Raw genomic sequence first — 18,629 nt, 5'->3', positions numbered from 1 at the left:
GGCCCGCCGCATGGGCGGGCCTTCAGGATGAAGCGTCATGCAGGCAAAGCTGGAGACGGAAGTCTCGAAATTCATGAGCTATGTTTTGCGCCATGCGCCGGAAGCCGCAGGCCTGATGCTCGATGCCGAGGGATGGGTATCCTTCGATGATTTCGAAAAGGCGGTGACATCGAAATTCGACGTGATCCGCGACGATATTATCGGGATCATCGAAAACAGCCCGAAGAAGCGCTTTGCGCTGGTCGATAACAGAATTCGCGCCAATCAGGGCCATAGTGTCGAAGTCGATCTGGCATTGAAGGCGGTCGAGCCGCCGGCAATACTCTTTCACGGCACGTCGCTGCTGAACTGGCCGCTGATCGAGCGCGAAGGCCTGAAGAAGATGGAACGGCATCACGTCCATCTCTCTGCGGATGCGCAGACGGCGAAGGTCGTCGCGACGCGCCGCAAGGGCGACCATATAATCCTGCGTGTAGACGCAGCCCGCATGTTTTCAGAAGGTCATTCTTTCTTTGTCTCGGACAATGGAGTATGGCTCGCCGAAAGCGTTCCAGTTCAATATCTTTCGCCAAATGCGGGGACCTTATGAAATCAGCCGTCGTTCAACTTCCGGGCCTCAATCGCGATCGTGACATGATCGCCGCTCTCACCAAGATCTCCGGGCACCAGCCGGTGACGATCTGGCAGACGGAGACGGAAATCCCTGACGTCGACCTGATCGTTATTCCCGGCGGCTTCTCCTACGGTGATTATCTGCGTTGCGGCGCCATTGCTGCCCGCATGCCGGTCATGCAGGCAATCATCGAGAAGGCGAACCAGGGCGTGAAGGTGCTGGGTGTCTGCAACGGCTTCCAGATCCTCGTCGAGGCCGGCCTGCTGCCGGGCGCGTTGATGCGCAACGCCTCGCTGAAATTCGTCTGCCGCGAGATCAAGCTCGAAGTCGTCAATGCCGAAACGGATTTCTCCCGTGCCTATGCAAAGGGCCAGATCATCCGTTGCCCCGTCGCCCATCACGACGGCAACTATTTTGCCGATACGGAAACGCTGGCCGCCATCGAGGGCAACGGCCAGGTCGTTTTCCGCTATGCCGATGGCACCAACCCGAATGGTTCGGTCAACGATATCGCCGGCGTCATGAATACCGAGGGCAATGTTCTCGGCATGATGCCGCATCCGGAAAATCTCATCGAAGCCGCCCATGGCGGTTCGGATGGCCGCGGCCTCTTCGCCTCGGCGCTCGACGTCATCGCCGCCTAATTTCTGTCGAAGAGCAAGATAGATGCGCCCTCGCCTTTTCGCAGCCATCACTAACGCCGCTGCCTTTGCCGCCCTTGCCGCGCTCGTCGCTGCCTGCCAGTCCTCGACACCCGTAAAGGGGCCGGACCGCAGTGCGTTGTCGACCATGGAACGTGTGGCGCTCGGCGCCAATAGCTGCTGGTTCAAGTCGGGCGACGCAGCTTTCGCCGCTTACAGGCTCGCACCGGAACTCAATTCCTTCTCCGGCCGCCCGCGCATCCTCGTGGTGCACAAGGGCAGCCCGGAAAGCCGGCCGCTGCTCGTGGTGCAGGCCGAAGGCAATCCGGCCAAGATGCAGGCTTTCGGTCCGATGATGTCCGAGCCGGTCGCCGGCCGCATCGCTGCCGATGTCACCCGCTGGTCGGGCGGCAACCGCGCCTGCAGCTAGAGCAATTCAGCAAAATCGCGCAGCGGTTTTGCGCCCGGTATTGCTTGAAGTAATGGATGGAGCATTTCCCGTTTTCGAGAAAAGGGAAATGCTTCAGCCTTGATCCCAGAAAAACGACTTGCTGACCTCGCGTGCGGCGTCGGAGCGCGACAGGCCGATATCCTTGAGCTGATCCGCCGTCAGTCCGCGTAGCGCCCGGCGTCCCTCCCGCTTCTGGCGCCACAGAAGCAAGCTTGCCCACAAGCGGCCGAGCTGAGTCGTGGCCGGCGCCTGCCTCGGGAGGACAATTTCGTGCGGGCTATCGATAGAGACAATCGATACAATATCACCCTTCATTTGAGGTACAACGGACATCCCTTGCTCCTGTTGTTTCCGTCTTCGTGATTGTCACATAGTCTTGACAGTGTGAGGGTGACAATCTATTCATTGTCACCATGACAAATTGGCTCCCAGATCTCTCGCAGGGCTCCGGCCCGGTCTATATGCGGCTCGCGGACAATATCGAATCCGCCATTGCTTCCGGTGCATTGCCGGCAGGCAGCAAGCTGCCGCCGCAGCGAAATCTTGCCTATGACATCGGGGTGACAATCGGAACAATCGGTCGTGCCTATGCACTGGTCCATGAGCGCGGTCTCGTCGCCGGCGAAGTTGGCCGCGGCACCTATGTCCTCGACCGCGCCGATACACCGCCGAGCGAACAGGTGGATCCCGTTACACTTTCGCTGAGTGGCACCCGCATTGCGGATGCTCCGGCGAACAAGCTTCGCTTCGACACGACCGCCGCCCCCGATCTCGGTCAGGGCAAGATCATCGCCGGCATCATGGCAGAGATCGGCGAGCAGCATCTGGCGGAAATCTCCTCCTATTCGCGCAGCTTCCCGCGCAACTGGTTCGAAGCCGGCCGCCTGTGGCTGGCCCGTGCCGGCTGGTCGCCGGACGTCGAAAACGTTGTTCCGACGCTCGGCGCGCATGCAGCCGCCATATCGGTCATAGCCGCCGTGTCTGCGCCCGGTGACAAGATCGTCTTCGAGAACCTCACCTATACGCAGGTCAGCCGCAGCGTCCGCCTCCTCGGCCGGCGCACGCTGACTGTGGAGTCGGATGAGAACGGTGTCATTCCCGAGGATTTCGAGCGGCTCTGCCTGCAGCAGCATCCGAAGCTGATCTTCCTGATGCCGACGGTCCACAATCCGACGCTTGCGATCATGCCCTATGAACGGCGCGTCGCCATTGCCGATATCGCCAGGCGGCATGGTGTATGGATCATCGAGGATGATCTCTATGGCGGCATGGCCAATGACGCTACGCCGTTGCTCGCGGCAATCGCGCCCGATCGCACTTTCCTGGTCAACGGCCTGTCGAAGTCGGTTGCCGCCGGCGTGCGTGGCGGCTGGGTCGCCTGCCCGCCGCATTTCGCCCAGCGCATCAAGGTCACCCACAAGATGGTCACGGGCGGCCTGCCCTTCATTCTGGCCGAAACATGCGCGCGGCTGATCCAGAGCGGGAAGGCGCACGAGATCCGCAATGCAAGCGTTGCAGAGCTGTCAGTCCGTGTGAAGCTTGCGCGCGAGCAGTTGCAGGGTTTCGAGTTCGAATCCCATCCGCATGCGCCCTTCCTGTGGCTGAAACTTCCCGAGCCCTGGATGTCCGGCACGTTCAAGAACGCCGCCTACCGGGATGGCGTTCTGGTAGACGATGAGGATGAGTTCAAGGCGGCCCGTGGAGAGAAGGTCTATCACCGCGTGCGCATCGGAATCTCCTCGCCGAAGGATAGAAACGAGATGTTGTCAGGGCTTATGATATTGAAACGTCTACTGGAAAACGGCGGCTCCGCCTATGATGGGGAAATCTGACCTGTTGCAATTTGGTGTCAGGGCCGTGGAAACGACCATAACTGGAACACCCGCGCTTTACCGCTGACACCCGGATGTTACCTCTGTCCCATTCCGCTGTTTAAGCGGGAATCAAAGGACAGCAGATGAAATCCGATTTCCGTTCATGCCTGCTACGCCTGTCGAGTATCGCGTCAGCCGCAGTTGTTGCCAGCAGCTTGGGAATGTCATCGGCGCATGCCGCAGGCAGGATCTTCGACGAATTGCGCTTCGGCGCCTCCGCCTCCGTTCAAGGTGGTCATTCCCGAGAAGACGGCGTTTTCCCGGAGATTACGGCCCTCTTCGATCCCTTCGGTTTCGAGCAGGCCACAGGCTGGAAGCAGCAGCTCATGCATCCGCGCGTCCATGTCGGCACGTCGATCGGCACTGAGGGCGAAGCCACGCAGTTTTTCGCCGGTTTCACCTGGACCGTCGATCTCAGCGACAAGATCTTTGCCGAAGCCGGTTTCGGCGGCGTCATCCATACCGGTGATATCAGGGGAAATGACGACGGTCCTGATCTCGGCTGTCGCGTGCTCTTCCACGAATATCTCGGCGCCGGCTATCGTTTTACCAGCAATTGGAACCTGATGGCGCAGCTTGCGCATTCCTCGAATGCCAATCTCTGCGACGGTCCGAACGACGGCATGACCCGCGCCGGACTGATGGTCGGCTACAAATTCTGATCGGCCGCGACCGTTCACGACATGGCTGCAAATTCCTTGATGCCTGCCCTCTGTTGATGGCAGGCATTTTCCTGTCGCGCGCACTTCCTACATAAGCTAAAGACACGACAAACGCGCTGGGGCATGTCTGTTTTCCGTAAATCACAGGCACGCTCCATCTCTTTGTTTTCACGCAATCCGAATGCAAAACCGCTGCGCACTTTTGCTGGATTGCTCTAGGCAGGGATTTTCGAGAGCTCATGACCATTCCAAACACCATCCAGATCACGCCGGAACTCATCGCTTCCCACGGCCTCAAGCCGGATGAATACCAGCGCATTCTGGATTTGATCGGCCGCGAACCGAGTTTTACCGAGCTTGGCATCTTCTCGGCCATGTGGAACGAGCACTGCTCCTACAAATCCTCCAAGAAGTGGCTGCGCACCTTGCCGACCAAGGGACCGCGCGTCATCCAGGGCCCGGGCGAAAATGCTGGTGTCGTCGATATCGATGACGGCGACTGCGTCGTCTTCAAGATGGAGAGCCACAACCACCCCTCCTATATCGAGCCCTATCAGGGTGCTGCGACCGGTGTCGGCGGCATCCTGCGCGACGTCTTCACCATGGGCGCGCGCCCGATCGCTGCCATGAACGCGCTGCGTTTCGGCGAACCGGATCATCCGAAGACCCGCCATCTCGTCGCCGGCGTCGTTGCTGGTGTCGGCGGCTACGGCAATTCTTTCGGCGTGCCGACGGTCGGCGGCGAAGTGGAATTCGACGCCCGCTATAACGGCAACATCCTCGTCAATGCCTTTGCCGCCGGTCTCGCAAAGTCCAACGCGATCTTCCTGTCGGAAGCCAAGGGTGTGGGCCTGCCCGTCGTTTATCTCGGCGCCAAGACCGGCCGCGACGGTGTCGGCGGCGCCACCATGGCTTCGGCCGAATTCGACGAGTCGATCGAAGAGAAGCGGCCGACCGTTCAGGTCGGCGACCCCTTCACCGAAAAGTGCCTGCTCGAAGCCTGCCTCGAACTGATGAAGACCGGCGCCGTCATCGCCATCCAGGACATGGGTGCCGCCGGCCTCACCTGCTCGGCCGTCGAAATGGGCGCCAAGGGCGACCTCGGTATCCTGCTCGAACTCGACAAGGTGCCGGTGCGCGAAGAACGCATGACCGCCTATGAGATGATGCTGTCGGAAAGCCAGGAGCGTATGCTCATGGTTCTGCAGCCGGAAAAGGAAGAGGAAGCCAAGGCGATTTTCGTCAAATGGGGCCTCGATTTTGCGATCGTCGGTAAGACCACGGACGATCTGCGTTTCCGCGTCATCCATCAGGGCGAGGAAGTCGCGAACCTGCCGATCAAGGATCTCGGCGATCAGGCGCCGGAATATGACCGCCCGTGGCGCGAATCCGACAAGCGCGCGCCCCTGCCCGCCAACCTCGTCGCCGCTCCCGGGAATTACAACGAAGCGCTGCTGCAACTCGTCGGTTCCGCCAACCAGTCCAGTCGCCGCTGGGTCTACGAACAGTATGACACGCTGATCCAGGGCAATTCGCTGCAGCTCCCCGGCGGCGACGCCGGCGTCGTGCGCGTCGAGGGTCATCCGCTGAAGGCGCTGGCCTTCTCCTCCGACGTCACCCCGCGCTACGTCGAGGCCGATCCGTTCGAAGGCGGTAAGCAGGCTGTGGCTGAATGCTGGCGCAACATTACCGCAACCGGCGCCCTGCCGCTGGCGGCTACCGACAACCTCAATTTCGGCAATCCCGAAAAGCCCGAAATCATGGGTCAGTTCGTCGGCGCCGTGAAGGGCATCGGCGAAGCCTGCCGTGCACTCGATTTCCCGATCGTCTCCGGTAACGTCTCGCTCTATAACGAGACCAATGGTGTCGCGATCCTCCCGACCCCGACCATTGCCGGCGTAGGCCTGATGCCCGACTGGCGCAAGATGGCCCGCATCGGCAGCGCTGCCGAAGGCGACAAGGTTGTTCTTATCGGCACCGACGGCAGCCATCTCGGCCAGTCGATCTATCTGCGCGATATCGTCGGCAGCACCGAAGGTCCGGCTCCCGAAGTCGATCTCTTCGCTGAACGCCGCAACGGCGATTTCGTCCGCTCGGTCATCCGCAATGGCCAGGCGACCGCCTGCCACGATATTTCCTCCGGCGGCCTCGTGCTGGCGCTCGCTGAAATGGCGATGGCCTCGGGCAAGGGCCTCGACATCAGCCTCAGCGAAGGCAAGGGTGCGGCCCATGCCCTGCTCTTCGGCGAGGATCAGGCGCGTTACGTTCTGACGGTTCCTGGTGATGTCGCCGATTTCGTCTGTGCCAATGCCGAAGGCGCCGGCGTGCCCTTCCGCCGCCTCGGCACCGTCAAGGGCGATGCCCTCGTCGTCGACGATCTGATTGCACTGCCGATTCAGCAATTGCGCGATGCACATGAATCGTGGTTCCCTAATTTCATGGATGGCCGCGGCGAGCTTGTCGCTGCGGAATAATGTGCAAGGAGTAACGATCATGGCCATGAAACCCGGTGACATCGAAGACATGATCAAGGCCGGGATTCCCGGTGCCAAGGTAACGATCCGCGATCTGGCGGGTGACGGCGATCATTACGCTGCCGAAGTCGTCGCGGAAGCCTTTCGCGGCAAGAGCCGCGTACAGCAGCACCAGATGGTCTATGAGGCGCTGAAGGGCAATATGGGCGGTGTCCTGCATGCCCTCGCCCTGCAAACCTCGGCGCCGGATTGACATGCTGGCTTCGGCCGACTGAGGATCTGAAATGAACAGACCCGGCTGGAAGGCTTCTTCCGCCGGGTCTCTTTGTTTTGAAACGGAAGCGATCGGTTTCGAAAGTACGCCTCTTCGCCCTTCTTTGCTGAGCTCTCAGGCCGGCAACTTGTCGTGCTCGGGATCGGCAAAGACCGATGCCGGCATCGGGCCAGCGGTCAGCAGCGTGAAATCGAAGGAGGATTTTTTGTCCGGACCCAGCACATACTGGCGATGAACGCGTAACTGATCCTTGCGGATCTTCTTGTAGTGCTCCGCTGTCAGCATCTGCCGCACGCGGATATGGATCATGCGCGCCTGCGGCGCGTCCGGATGGCCGGACACGCTGACGACAGGCACCTTGTAGAAATTGATTGAGTCCGTCAGGCACTGCACATCGAGCCAGAAAATATCCGGGCACCGCGCAATCAGCCCGACGCGCGAGCGCAGGAGTGTAGCAGACGACATCAGCGCGCATTGCAGGATCGCACAGCCGAGTGTCGCAAAGACCACGCGTTTCCCCTTGAAGACATCCGGCTCCCGCTCCAGCAGAATGCCGACGACATGGGCCGCAACGCTGGAGCCCATGCTGTGCGAAGAGATGACATATTCATCGGCCTCTTCGTTGAGTGCTGCCCGCATCGATGTCGCGCATTGTTCCAGCCAGTCGTTGAAAACAGGCTTGTCCATGCGTGCGAGCGCCACGGCCATCTCCCAGTCAGCAAAAAGATGCAGCGTGTGGAAGCGCTCCGAGAACGGCAGGAAGCCGAAGATGAAGAAGATTGCCGCGAGCGGCGCGCTCCAGCCGATGTGCCAGACGGGAAGTCCGAGCAAATATTGCAGCGTCAGGATCTGCAGCGTGACGACGATTGCGAGAGCCGTCAGCAGGAAGGGAAAGATGAAGAAGAGGCCAAAGCGCCAGGCATGCCGGAAATAGCCGGCCATGCCGCCCTCGCGCACAACCTGCCAGAAGCTTGCAAAGCCCGCCGCGATGCGGCTTGCCGTATTACCGGCGCGCAGCCGCTGCACCAGCTCGTCATGGTCGAAGACATGGACGCGGGTCTGTGTCTGCCAGTTATCGGCGCCGGCACCGACATCGAAGGAAACATAGGAACCGGCATCGGCGGTACCCGTCTCGATGTTATAGCCCCAGACGGATGCGCTTTGCCTTGCAGTACGTTCATACCGCGCCCGGTGCGCTGCGCCATCGAGTGGTTCAAATCCGGGGAAATGTAGCACAACCCGCTTGTCGATCAGTTTCATAGTCTTTTTCTTCTTTCCGGCGGGTTGAGTGCGCCGTTGCCAGGATGACGGGTTCGCCTGAAAATACGGCGAAAAACCGGATAAAACCGTCGAGCCGTCTTGCTAAGCGAACTCTTCCGGAATTCAATAGGGTAGCTGCGTTTCGGCAGGGTCGAGGGGGATTTTGTGGGCAATCTCGTGAATGAACTGGTGTCAGGCGTCGTCAATAGCGTGCTGAAGGAAATCCTGAAGAAGACAACGGGCCGTACCACCACAACCAAGCGCAAGCGCCGCAAGGCAGCGTCTGCAACGGCGAGCCGCACCACCCGCAAGGCAACGCCGGCGAGTCGCAAGCCTGCTCGCAAGCAGGTCAGCAAGCGCCGCACGGCAGCAGGCCGCAGCAGGCAGCGCCGCGCCTAGAGCCTTTTCCACCGATACCGGGATTGAGCCGATCAAGATCTATCGCAATGAGGCGTAACGCATAGGCAACAACCTGTGCCGCTAAGTGTCGCGGATTGGTCTTTTTTTGGTTTTCGCGGGTGGAATTCCGGCTTCCACATGCTATCTAAGGAAAACGATTGAAACGGCGGGCCTTTAACCTGCCTGTTGAAAGGATTAGGTCCCATGAGCGGTATCAACGAATTCATCGAAAACGAGATCAAGAGCAACGACGTCGTCCTCTTCATGAAGGGCACGCCGCAGTTTCCGCAGTGCGGCTTCTCCGGTCAGGTCGTCCAGATCCTCGATTACATCGGTGTCGACTACAAGGGCATCAACGTGCTCGCCGATTCGGAAATCCGCCAGGGCATCAAGGATTACTCCAACTGGCCGACGATCCCCCAGCTCTACGTCAAGGGCGAGTTCATCGGCGGCTGCGACATCGTCCGGGAAATGTTCCAGGCCGGTGAGCTCCAGCAGCACCTCCAGGAAAACGGCGTCACGGTCAAGACCGCCGTCGCCTGATCGGTCACCGGGCGTCCGTCCGGTTTCCAAATCTGTATCTTGAGTTCGAGGCGCTGCGCCAAGCAGCGCCTTGACCTGTTTATGGGAATTTCATTGTGACAGATTCATCACAAGCCATGTCCGCGGGTCGGCTGCCCATGGGCAAGCTGGAATTTATCGCGCTTGCGGCTTTCCTGATGGCAGTCAACTCGCTGGCCATCGACATCATGCTGCCCGCACTGCAGCAGATCGGCTCCAGCCTCGGCGTCGAGAACGAAAATCATCGCCAGTATGTCGTTTCCGCCTATCTTTTCGGTTTCGGACTCGCCCAGCTTTTCTACGGCCCCCTTTCCGATCGCTTCGGCCGCCGTGTTCCGCTGCTGATCGGCCTCGGCATTTACGTCGTTGCCGCCTTCGGCATCGCTGTGGTCCCGACGTTTGCCGGGCTTCTGACGCTCCGCTTCATTCAGGGGCTCGGTTCTGCCGCCACCCGCGTCATTACTATTTCCATCGTCCGCGATGTCTACGGCGGAAGGCAGATGGCGGAAGTCATGTCGCTTATCATGATGGTCTTCATGGTCGTGCCGGTCATTGCGCCGGGCAGCGGCCAGATCATCATGCTCGTGAGCACCTGGCACATGATCTTCGTCTTCATCGGCACCATGGCGACGGCCGTCGGCATCTGGATGTATCTGCGCCTGCCGGAAACGCTGGATCCCGCCAATGTCCGTCCGTTCACGGTCCGCTCGGTGGCGCAGGGCTTTGCGATCTTCTTTTCCAACCGCATCGCCCTCTGTTACACCATTGCCAGCACGATCCTCTTCGGCGCGCTGTTCGGCTTCATCAACTCTGCCCAGCAGATCTATGTCGGCATCTACGGTCTCGGCGTCTACATGCCCGTCGCCTTTGCCGGAGTGGCGCTGTTCATGGCCTTCTCGTCCTTCATCAATTCCCAGCTGGTCGGCCGTTTCGGCATGCGCCGCCTCTCGCACGCATCCCTTCTCGGTTTCTGCGGCTTGAGTTTCATCTGGCTGATGGTGCAGATATCAGGGCCGCAGCCGATGCCTTTCCCGATCTTCATCGTCTTCTTCGCGCTGGTGATGTTCCAGTTCGGCTGGATCGGCTCTAACTTCAATTCGCTCGCCATGGAGCCGCTCGGCCATCTCGCCGGCACGGCTTCCTCTGTCATCGGCTTCATGAGCACGATCGGCGGCGCATTGATCGGAGCCATGGTCGGACAGGCCTTTGACGGCACGGCAACGCCGATGATCGCCGGCTACTTCGGCGTCTCGCTGATCGGTATCGTCTTCGTGTTGATCGCAGAAAAGGGCCGGCTGTTCAGGGCGCAGCATGCGCCGCTGTCGAAGGACGCATCACTTTCCAGCTTCAGCGATATCGGGCACTGAGATCAGGCGCCCATATCAGCACTGAAGCTTTCAGACACATCAGGCGGCGGCACATTTTGGTAGGGGTTCGCCGCCCTCCCACAATATTCGGCCGCTTTCCGGCCGCTCTTCCGTCATTCAGGGGGATACGGATGACTCCGACGCACAAACCGCACACGGAAAACCAGGGTTCTGCCCGCATTGGCATGGGCTTCTTCGAATTCGTGGTGACCATCGCCATCATGACCGCCAGCATTGCCATGGCGATCGACAGCATGCTGCCGGCGCTGCCCAATATCGGCCATTCGCTGGGTGTTACCAGCAACAATGATGCGCAGCTCGTCATCGGCGTCTTCTTCTTGGGCTTCGGCGCCTCCCAGATCATTTTCGGCAGTCTGTCGGATGCCTTCGGCCGCCGCAACATCCTGCTTGGCGGCCTTGCCTGCTACGTGGTCGGCATGTTTGCCGCTGCGGCCACCGGCAGTTTCGAAATGCTGCTGATCATGCGCTTCGTTCAGGGCATCGGCGGCGCGGCCGTGCGCATCACCACCATGGCGATCGTCCGCGATTGCTTCGGTGGCCGTGAGATGGCGCGAGTCATGTCCTATGTCATGATCGTCTTCATGATCGTGCCGATCGTCGCCCCCTCTGTCGGCCAGCTCATTATCACCTATGCGCATTGGAACTGGATTTTCATCCTGCTCGGCATCGTCGCGACGATTCTCTTCGTCTGGGCGCTGCTGCGCCTCAAGGAATCGCTGCCGCCGGAAGAGCGCATTCCGCTGTCCGTTGGTGCTGCCGCCGATGGCTTCAAGACGGTTCTCACCAACCGCATCACCTGCGGCTACATGATCGGGCTCACCATGTTCACCGGCGTCATCAGCGCCTATGTGATCTCGGTTCAGCAGGTCTTCGGCGAGGTTTACGGCCTCGGCGACTGGCTGCCGATCGCCTTTGCCGCTACGGCAGGCGGCATCGCCGTTGCCAACTTCCTGAACGGCATGCTGGTGCGCACCTTCGGCATGCGCCGCATCTCCCATGCCGCCATGCTGCTTTTCACCATCGTCTCGGCGATAGGCTTTGTCGCAGCACTTGGCGGCACGCCGTCCTTTGCCTTCTCCTACGCCCTCTTCTCGATCCTGCTGATGATGTTTGCTGTCATCGCGACCAATTTCACCGCGATCAGCCTGGAGCCGATGGGCAATCTCGCCGGCACGGCAACGGCCGTCACCGGTTTCGTGTCGACGACGTTCGGCGCCCTCCTCGGCGGCGGCGTTGGCCAGCTGTTCAACGGCACGGTCCAGCCGTTGTTCGGCGGTTTCGCGCTCTTCGGCGCGGTCACCGTCGTCATGGTTCTCTGGGCGGAAAAGGGCAAGCTGTTCACCCATCCCGGCGACAGTCCGCAACTCGACCCCGGTGCGGTTCACATGTAATGCTGCTTGAGGCCTAAAGTGTGCAGCGATCATTCAGCTTCGCTTGCCACGTTTTAGGCTTTTGTTTTCGCAGTCGCTCTCGCAAGGCCGCTGCACGTTTATGCGCGACATGTCTTTGACCGGAAGTACACGATGAGCCGTTTCTGGAGCCCCCTTGTTCAATCCCTGACACCTTACGTGGCGGGCGAACAGCCTGTCATCGAAGGGCTGGTGAAGCTCAACACCAATGAGAATCCTTACGGCCCTTCGCCGCGTGCCTTGGCGGCAATCTCGCAAGCCGTCAACGACACGCTGCGGCTCTATCCCGAGCCGACCGGCCTGAAACTGCGCCAGGCGATTGCCTCGAGCCATGATCTCGATCCCGGCGAAGTCTTCGTCGGCAATGGCTCGGACGAGGTTCTGGCCCATACGTTTCAGGCACTCCTGAAGCACGAGCTGCCCCTGCTCTATCCCGATATCACCTACAGCTTCTACCCGACCTATTGCGGTCTCTACGGCATCACCTTCCGCGAGATTCCGCTGGACGAGAAGATGCGGGTGCGCATCGAGGACTACCGCCAGCCCTGCGGCGCGATCATCCTGCCGAACCCGAATGCGCCGACCGGCACGGCGTTGCCGCTTGCGGCGATCGAGGCGCTGGTACAGGAACATCCGGATCAGGTCGTCGTCATCGATGAGGCCTATGTGGATTTCGGCGGCCAGAGTGCCATTCCGCTTGTGCGGAAATATCCGAACCTGCTCGTCATCCAGACCTTCTCCAAATCGCGCGGCCTTGCCGGCCTGCGCGTCGGTTTCGCCGTCGGCCAGCGGCCGCTGATCGATGCGCTGGAACGGGTCAAGGACAGCTTCAATTCCTATCCGCTGGACAGGCTGACACAGGCCGGCGCCGTGGCCTCCTGGGAGGATCAGGACTGGTTCGAGAAACATTGCGCGCTGATCGTCGCAAGCCGCGAGCGGTTGACCGCCGCCCTCGGCGAGCTCGGCTTCGAGGTTCTGCCCTCCTCCGCCAATTTCGTCTTCGCTCGCCACAGCACCCGCGGCGGCGCGGAACTGGCTGCGGAGCTGCGCCGACGTGCGGTGCTGGTCAGGAATTTCCGCGGGCAGCGCATCCAGGATTTCCTGCGCATCACCATCGGCACCGATGCCGAATGCGACACGCTCCTTGATGCATTGAAACAGATATTGGCCTGAGTTCGAACTCAGGCCAGTTCAGGCTTAGACCGTCGCGACCTCGCGGCGGAAGATTTCCCAGCTCTCCTTGTCCGGCGTAATCAGCAACCCGCCGGTCACATGATGCGGCAGATAGGCCGAACCGTCGAAACGGGCGGCATAGGCGCCGGCTTCCTGGCAGATCAGCGTGCCGGCCAGGTGATCCCAAGGCATCAGCTTGTTGTACATCAGGTAGTGCACATGCCCGCCGGCAAAGGTGCGGTATTCATGTGCCGCGCAGCGGTAGTTGGTGAGGAAGCGAACCTTGGCGAGATTGCCAAGGATTTCGGCGCGCTTTTCCTGCGGCAGGTAGCCGGTGGAAGCCATGCCGACCATCTGGTCGAGAGCGACAGGTTCTGCCACTCGCAACCGTTGCGCCTCGCCATCCGGCCGGCGCAGCCAGGCGCCGCCGCCCTTCTCAGCCATCACCCAGTCATCGCCCATCGGATCATAGATGATGCCGGCAACCGTCTCGCCCTTGGAGACGACCGATGCCATGACGCCGAAGGCCGGAATGCCGGAAGCAAAGTTGAAGGTGCCGTCGACGGGATCGACGACGATGGCGAGATCGGCACCTTCGAGCTTGTCCAGAAGTGCTTCGTCAGCGGCAACCGATTCCTCACCGATGAACAATGCCTCCGGCCAGAGGCGCGCGGCCTCGGCTTTCATCATCCTTTCGGCCTGCTCATCGGCCTCGGTCACGAGGTCGGTCGCTTCCGTCTTGGCGCGCACATCGCTGCTGCCCAGTCGGCGAAAGCGCGGCAGGATCTCGGCTTTCGCTGCCTGCCGCAGGAGATCGGCAAGCTTCATCGTATCTATGGCAGTCGTCATGGCGGTTCCTTTCGGTTTATCGGTAGCCGACGATCTCGTTTCGGATCATCTGCCAGCTTTCCTTATCGGGAGCAGAGATGATGCCGCCGGAAATCTCGCCGGGCCTGTAGGGCGTTCCGTCGAATTTGGCGGTATGGCCGCCGGCTTCCTGATGGGTCAGCACGCCGGCCAGATGATCCCACGGCATCAGCTTGGGGTGGCCGATGAAATGCAGCTTGCCCGAGGACACCATCCAATATTCGTAAGCCGAGCAATTGAACGCGAAGGTCATCTTGACCTTCGCCATATTGCCGGCAACGCGCGAACGATCCGGCTCTACCATATGGCTGCAGGCCATGGCGCCGATCATGAGGCCCAGCTCCAGAGGTTCCGCGACCTTGAGGCGGACAGGCTCGCAATTGCGTCTCTTCTGGAAGGCGCCGGCGCCCTTGAGGGAAACAACCGTGTCGCCGAGGACCGGATCGTGAATGATGCCGGCAACCGTTTCTCCCCTAACCGTCACGGCAAGGATCGTACCGAAAACCGGCATGCCGGCCGCAAAATTGAACGTGCCGTCGACGGGATCGATGACGAAGGCAAGATCGGCATCGGCAAGCGCCGGCACGACCGAACGATCCGCCTCATAGGCTTCCTCGCCGACAATGAGTGCCGAGGGAAAACGCTCGCGGATTGCTGCCGTAAGGTAAGCCTCGGAGCGCAGGTCGGCTTGCGTTACGAGATCGACGGAAGACGTCTTTTCGGAAACATTGGCCGCAGCCGCATTGCGGAAGCGCGGCATGATCTCTTCTTCGGCGACATGCCTGAGGCAATCACCGAGGAACTCTATGTCTTTGTCTGAGAAAATCATTTTGGACTCGTTGCATGGAACTGCTGAGGCTCATAGCAAGTCCATTATGACGTTTGGGTGACGGCCAGCGCAGAAAAGTCGAAAAGTTTCGGATCGAGCAGGTGTGACGGGTTCACGTGCGCGAGCGCACGCAGCATCGTGTCCTTGCGGCCGGGCATGCGGCGCTCGATATCGGCGAGCATATCCTTCATCGCATTGCGCTGGAGACCATCCTGAGAGCCGCAGAGATCGCAGGGAATGATCGGAAACTGCATGGCAGCGGCAAACTTGGCCATGTCGTCCTCGGCGCAATAGGCGAGCGGCCTGAGCACCATCAGATTGCCTTCGTCGTTCAGAAGCTTCGCCGGCATCGCGGCCATCCGCCCACCGTGGAAGAAATTCATGAAGAAGGTTTCGAGAATGTCTTCCCGATGATGGCCGAGCACCAGCGCGTCGCAGCCTTCTTCCTTGGCAATCCGGTAGAGATTGCCGCGGCGCAGGCGCGAGCAGAGCGAACAGTAGGTCGCTCCCTCCGGTACCTTCTCCTTCACGATCGAATAGGTGTCGCGATATTCGATGCGATGTTTGACGCCGATCTTTGAAAGGTATTCCGGCAGCACATGTTTCGGGAAATTCGGCTGGCCCTGATCGAGGTTGCAGGCGATCAGCTCCACCGGCAGCAGCCCGCGCCATTGCAGATCGAGCAGCAGCGCCAGCAGGCCATAGGAATCCTTGCCGCCGGATATGCCGATCAGCCAGCGTTTCTGGCCCTTCAGCATGTCGAAATCTTCGAAGGCCTGACGCACCTGCCGCAGCAGGCGCTTGCGCAGCTTGTTGAAGGAGACCGAATGGGGCGCATCGGCAAACAGCGCGTGGCCGATGCCGGCTTCCGCCGTTTCCAGATCGTCGGCAATATTGGCTGCGATATTCATCTTGCTACCTGTCTGATGTGCCTGCCCTGCTTAGCAGAAAGCCGCCGGCCAACACAGCCTCAATCGCCGAAAACGGACCAGCCCGTACGCGCCGCCAGCATCTCCAGCGCCACGGCGCCAAGCTGAGAATTGCCGACCTTGTTAAGCCCCGGCGACCAGACCGCGATCGAAGCGATGCCGGGTGCCACCGCAAAGATGCCGCCGCCGACACCGCTCTTGCCCGGGAGGCCGACATGATAGGCGAAGTCGCCCGATCCGTCGTAATGGCCGCAGGTCAGCATCAGCGCATTGATGCGCCGCGCCCGTTTCGGCGACACGACCGAATGGCCGGTCAGCGGATTGCCGCCGCGTGCCGCAAGGAACAGGCCGGCGCGGGCCAGCTGCTCGCAGGTCATCGAGAGCGCACATTGGTGGAAATAGACGCCGAGCACATGATCGACGGGATGATCGAGATTGCGGTAGGAGCGCATGAAATTGGCGAGCGCGAAATTACGATAGCCGGTCGCCGTCTCCGAGCGTGCCACGTTGTCATCGATGGTGATGGATTCGTCGTCAGCGAGGTAGCGCACGAAGCGCAGCAACTCGCCGATCGCCTCGCGCGGCGCATGGCCGGCCATGACGACATCGCTGACGGCGATCGCGCCGGCATTGATGAAGGGATTGCGCGGGATCCCGTGCTCATGCTCGAGCTGGACGATGGAATTGAAGGCTGAGCCCGATGGCTCGCGGCCGACGCGTTTCCACAGCCCCTCGCCCACCTTGCCGAGCGCCAGCGTCAGCATGAAGACCTTGGAAATGCTCTGGATGGAAAAGGCGACATCGGCATGGCCGACGCTGTAGACCTTGCCGTCGACGGTGATGATCGACATGCCGAACTGGTTCGGATCGACCTTGGCAAGTTCGGGAATATAATCCGCGACCTTGCCCTCGCCGATGCGGGGCGTCAGCTCCTTGTAGATGCTGTCGAGGACTGCCTGCAAATCCACCATCTTCCCTCCGGATACGAAAAAGCCGCCCCGAGAGGCGGCTTTTCCAGAATGCGAAAACGCCTCTCGCGATTAGCGAGAATAGAATTCGACGACCAGATGCGGTTCCATGACAACCGGGTACGGAACGTCGGCAAGCGTCGGAACGCGTGCGAAAGTGGCAACCATCTTGTTGTGGTCGACTTCGACGTAGTCAGGAACGTCGCGCTCTGCGAGCGAAACCGATTCCAGAACCGTAACGAGCTGCTTGGAGCGCTCACGAACTTCGATGACGTCGCCGACCTTGCAACGGTAAGAACCGATGTTGACGCGGACGCCGTTGACAGTAACGTGGCCATGGTTGACGAACTGACGGGCAGCAAAGACCGTCGGAACGAACTTGGCGCGGTAGACGATCGCGTCGAGGCGGGACTCCAGAAGACCGATCAGGTTTTCCGAGGTGTCGCCCTTGCGGCGGTCAGCTTCAGCGAAGATCGCGCGGAACTGCTTCTCGCGCAGGTCACCGTAGTAACCCTTCAGCTTCTGCTTGGCGCGCAGCTGCACGCCGAAGTCGGAAAGCTTGCCCTTGCGGCGCTGGCCGTGCTGGCCCGGGCCGTATTCGCGGCGGTTCACCGGGGACTTCGGACGGCCCCAGATGTTTTCGCCCATACGGCGGTCGATCTTGTACTTGGACGATTCGCGCTTGCTCATCGTATTTCCTTTCAAAGTGTTAGGGCGGTTTGTTGCCAAACCGCGCGAAGGAAACACGCCCTCCTTTGATCCCGTTTCCGGGAGCCGACAGGATCTTTCCATTACGCGAACGGATCTGATCCACGGGACATGTCAAATGAAACACCGGACATTGCTGCCCGGTGCTGGGGCGGTCTTTAGGGATAAGTCACAGGATTGTCAAACAGAATCTGCCACGGCGAGGCCGTTATCGCCGGTTCGCTCAAGGGAACCTGCGAGCTTGCGCAGCAGAGCGGCAAGCGCGCGGCGCTCGCTTTCCTCAAGCCCGCCGAGATGGGCGAGCTCCCGCTTCATATCTTCGCGGAAGGCGGCTTCTGCGCGTTCGATGCCCTCATCCGTGAGCGCTACCTCGAAGCTGCGCTTGTCCTGGGCAGAGCGCTCCCGCCGGATCAGCCCCGATTTCTCCAGCCTGTCCAGCCGATGCGTCAGCCCGCCCGACGAGATCAGCAGAAGGCTGTAGAGCTCGGTCGGCGTCATCCTGTAGGGCGGCCCTGCCCTGCGAATCGTCGCAATCACGTCGAACTCGCCCCGGTCGAGATTGAATTCGGCGAATGTCGCCTCGATGGAGGGCCGCACCAGATTGGAGAGCCGGTAGATGCGTCCGAGGATGCTCATGGGCGTCGTGTCGAGATCGGGCAACTCTTTTGCCCAAAGGGTGCGTAGGCGATCGACGTGATCTTCCGTTTCCATCATGGCTCCAAACTATCTTGACGAGAAGATAAATTGGGTAAAGTATCTTCTCGAGAAGATAAATTCATAGCGAAGTCCGTAGCGTGATCCAAGGAGGAAATCATGTTCCATGTCATACCGCGTGAAAGCCAGCAGCAATTCGCCAACCGGACCATTCGCTTCGAGGGCCGGGACTTCGGCGCCCCGGTCTCGATCTTCCTGATCGACAACGAGCCTGGCCAGGGCCCGGACCTGCATGTTCACCCCTATACGGAAATGTGGATCGTGCGCTCCGGCAAAGCGCGTTTCACCGTTGGCGAAGAGACGCTGGAGCCCAATCCCGGCGATATAGTCATCGTGAATGCGGAGACGCCCCACTGCTTCAAGAATGTGGGAACGACGCGGCTGGAGCTCACCTGCATCCATGCCAGCCCCGAGATCATCCAGAGCTGGGTCTGA

The 18,629-nt window shown here is 60.4% G+C and carries 21 protein-coding genes; 13 read left to right on the top strand and 8 right to left on the bottom strand.

The window, feature by feature from the left end:
- The first annotated feature begins 37 nt into the window (after positions 1-37).
- The 3 genes from FHX06_RS08605 to FHX06_RS08595 are packed head-to-tail and all read left to right on the top strand — an operon-like array spanning position 38 to position 1,684.
- A complete protein-coding gene (locus FHX06_RS08605; RefSeq protein WP_183878941.1) occupies positions 38-589 on the top strand; it encodes an RNA 2'-phosphotransferase in 552 nt (183 codons plus the stop codon).
- On the top strand, positions 586-1,257 hold the full coding sequence (gene purQ / locus FHX06_RS08600) for a phosphoribosylformylglycinamidine synthase subunit PurQ (protein ID WP_113213195.1): 672 nt from the start codon (positions 586-588) through the stop codon (positions 1,255-1,257). Before FHX06_RS08605 ends, purQ begins: the two co-directional genes overlap by 4 nt.
- 22 nt (positions 1,258-1,279) lie before the next feature.
- Complete coding sequence (locus FHX06_RS08595; RefSeq protein ID WP_113117016.1) at positions 1,280-1,684, top strand: hypothetical protein; 405 nt, start codon at positions 1,280-1,282, stop codon at positions 1,682-1,684.
- Between the two features lie 93 nt (positions 1,685-1,777).
- On the opposite strand, the gene FHX06_RS08590 is transcribed toward FHX06_RS08595, so the two are convergent.
- Positions 1,778-2,038 (bottom strand): DUF1127 domain-containing protein, encoded by a 261-nt coding sequence (locus FHX06_RS08590; protein WP_113213194.1) that lies wholly within the window; start codon positions 2,036-2,038, stop codon positions 1,778-1,780.
- 80 nt (positions 2,039-2,118) lie between these two features.
- On the opposite strand from FHX06_RS08590, the gene FHX06_RS08585 reads away from it, so the two are divergent.
- From FHX06_RS08585 to FHX06_RS08570, 4 genes are all read left to right on the top strand, one after another.
- Complete coding sequence (locus FHX06_RS08585; RefSeq protein WP_112547743.1) at positions 2,119-3,537, top strand: PLP-dependent aminotransferase family protein; 1,419 nt, start codon at positions 2,119-2,121, stop codon at positions 3,535-3,537.
- Positions 3,538-3,662: 125 nt separating this feature from the next.
- Positions 3,663-4,241, top strand: a complete 579-nt coding sequence (locus tag FHX06_RS08580) for an acyloxyacyl hydrolase (RefSeq protein ID WP_112547744.1) — start codon at positions 3,663-3,665, stop codon at positions 4,239-4,241.
- Positions 4,242-4,480: 239 nt separating this feature from the next.
- Positions 4,481-6,715 carry a phosphoribosylformylglycinamidine synthase subunit PurL gene (gene purL, locus FHX06_RS08575; protein ID WP_183878939.1) on the top strand — a complete coding sequence of 745 codons (2,235 nt, stop codon included), beginning with the start codon at positions 4,481-4,483 and terminating at the stop codon, positions 6,713-6,715.
- Positions 6,716-6,734: 19 nt separating this feature from the next.
- Positions 6,735-6,968, top strand: coding sequence for a BolA/IbaG family iron-sulfur metabolism protein (locus tag FHX06_RS08570; RefSeq protein WP_004676237.1), 234 nt, complete (start codon positions 6,735-6,737; stop codon positions 6,966-6,968).
- A gap of 135 nt (positions 6,969-7,103) precedes the next feature.
- Here the strand turns inward: FHX06_RS08570 and FHX06_RS08565 are convergent, their stop codons facing one another.
- Positions 7,104-8,249, bottom strand: coding sequence for a hypothetical protein (locus FHX06_RS08565; RefSeq protein ID WP_183878937.1), 1,146 nt, complete (start codon positions 8,247-8,249; stop codon positions 7,104-7,106).
- Positions 8,250-8,414: 165 nt separating this feature from the next.
- On the opposite strand from FHX06_RS08565, the gene FHX06_RS08560 reads away from it, so the two are divergent.
- The 5 genes from FHX06_RS08560 to hisC all read left to right on the top strand — a co-directional run bounded on the left by FHX06_RS08560 (position 8,415) and on the right by hisC (position 13,179).
- Positions 8,415-8,648 (top strand): hypothetical protein, encoded by a 234-nt coding sequence (locus FHX06_RS08560; protein ID WP_113148194.1) that lies wholly within the window; start codon positions 8,415-8,417, stop codon positions 8,646-8,648.
- A 204-nt stretch (positions 8,649-8,852) separates the two neighbouring features.
- Positions 8,853-9,191: a Grx4 family monothiol glutaredoxin gene (grxD, locus tag FHX06_RS08555; RefSeq protein WP_112547748.1), complete on the top strand. Its 339-nt coding sequence runs from the start codon at positions 8,853-8,855 to the stop codon at positions 9,189-9,191.
- Positions 9,192-9,328: 137 nt separating this feature from the next.
- The gene (locus tag FHX06_RS08550) at positions 9,329-10,576 is read left to right on the top strand and encodes a multidrug effflux MFS transporter (protein WP_112968375.1); all 1,248 of its coding nucleotides are present in this window, start codon (positions 9,329-9,331) and stop codon (positions 10,574-10,576) included.
- 131 nt (positions 10,577-10,707) lie between these two features.
- Entirely contained in the window at positions 10,708-11,988 is a 1,281-nt protein-coding gene (locus FHX06_RS08545; RefSeq protein WP_183878935.1) for a multidrug effflux MFS transporter, read from the top strand.
- A gap of 132 nt (positions 11,989-12,120) precedes the next feature.
- The gene (hisC, locus tag FHX06_RS08540; RefSeq protein WP_183878933.1) at positions 12,121-13,179 is read left to right on the top strand and encodes a histidinol-phosphate transaminase; all 1,059 of its coding nucleotides are present in this window, start codon (positions 12,121-12,123) and stop codon (positions 13,177-13,179) included.
- A 24-nt stretch (positions 13,180-13,203) separates the two neighbouring features.
- Here the strand turns inward: hisC and FHX06_RS08535 are convergent, their stop codons facing one another.
- From FHX06_RS08535 to FHX06_RS08510, 6 genes are all read right to left on the bottom strand, one after another.
- On the bottom strand, positions 13,204-14,028 hold the full coding sequence (locus tag FHX06_RS08535; protein ID WP_183878931.1) for an inositol monophosphatase family protein: 825 nt from the start codon (positions 14,026-14,028) through the stop codon (positions 13,204-13,206).
- Between the two features lie 16 nt (positions 14,029-14,044).
- Complete coding sequence (locus tag FHX06_RS08530) at positions 14,045-14,875, bottom strand: inositol monophosphatase family protein (RefSeq protein WP_183878929.1); 831 nt, start codon at positions 14,873-14,875, stop codon at positions 14,045-14,047.
- A gap of 44 nt (positions 14,876-14,919) precedes the next feature.
- Positions 14,920-15,786 (bottom strand): tRNA 2-thiocytidine(32) synthetase TtcA, encoded by an 867-nt coding sequence (gene ttcA / locus FHX06_RS08525; protein WP_183878927.1) that lies wholly within the window; start codon positions 15,784-15,786, stop codon positions 14,920-14,922.
- 59 nt (positions 15,787-15,845) lie between these two features.
- Positions 15,846-16,775: a glutaminase gene (locus FHX06_RS08520; RefSeq protein WP_183878925.1), complete on the bottom strand. Its 930-nt coding sequence runs from the start codon at positions 16,773-16,775 to the stop codon at positions 15,846-15,848.
- Positions 16,776-16,844: 69 nt separating this feature from the next.
- Entirely contained in the window at positions 16,845-17,462 is a 618-nt protein-coding gene (rpsD, locus tag FHX06_RS08515) for a 30S ribosomal protein S4 (RefSeq protein ID WP_112547755.1), read from the bottom strand.
- 198 nt (positions 17,463-17,660) lie between these two features.
- Positions 17,661-18,191 carry a MarR family winged helix-turn-helix transcriptional regulator gene (locus tag FHX06_RS08510; protein WP_112547756.1) on the bottom strand — a complete coding sequence of 177 codons (531 nt, stop codon included), beginning with the start codon at positions 18,189-18,191 and terminating at the stop codon, positions 17,661-17,663.
- Between the two features lie 102 nt (positions 18,192-18,293).
- Here FHX06_RS08510 and FHX06_RS08505 point away from each other — a divergent pair, with 102 nt between their 5' ends.
- Positions 18,294-18,629, top strand: a complete 336-nt coding sequence (locus FHX06_RS08505; protein ID WP_112547757.1) for a cupin domain-containing protein — start codon at positions 18,294-18,296, stop codon at positions 18,627-18,629.

Origin of the sequence: Rhizobium sp. BK512, from assembly GCF_014194915.1 — a bacterium.
Lineage (GTDB): Bacteria > Pseudomonadota > Alphaproteobacteria > Rhizobiales > Rhizobiaceae > Rhizobium.
The sequence above is the reverse complement of the archived record's forward strand: the minus strand, read 5'-3'. Positions and strand labels throughout refer to the sequence as shown.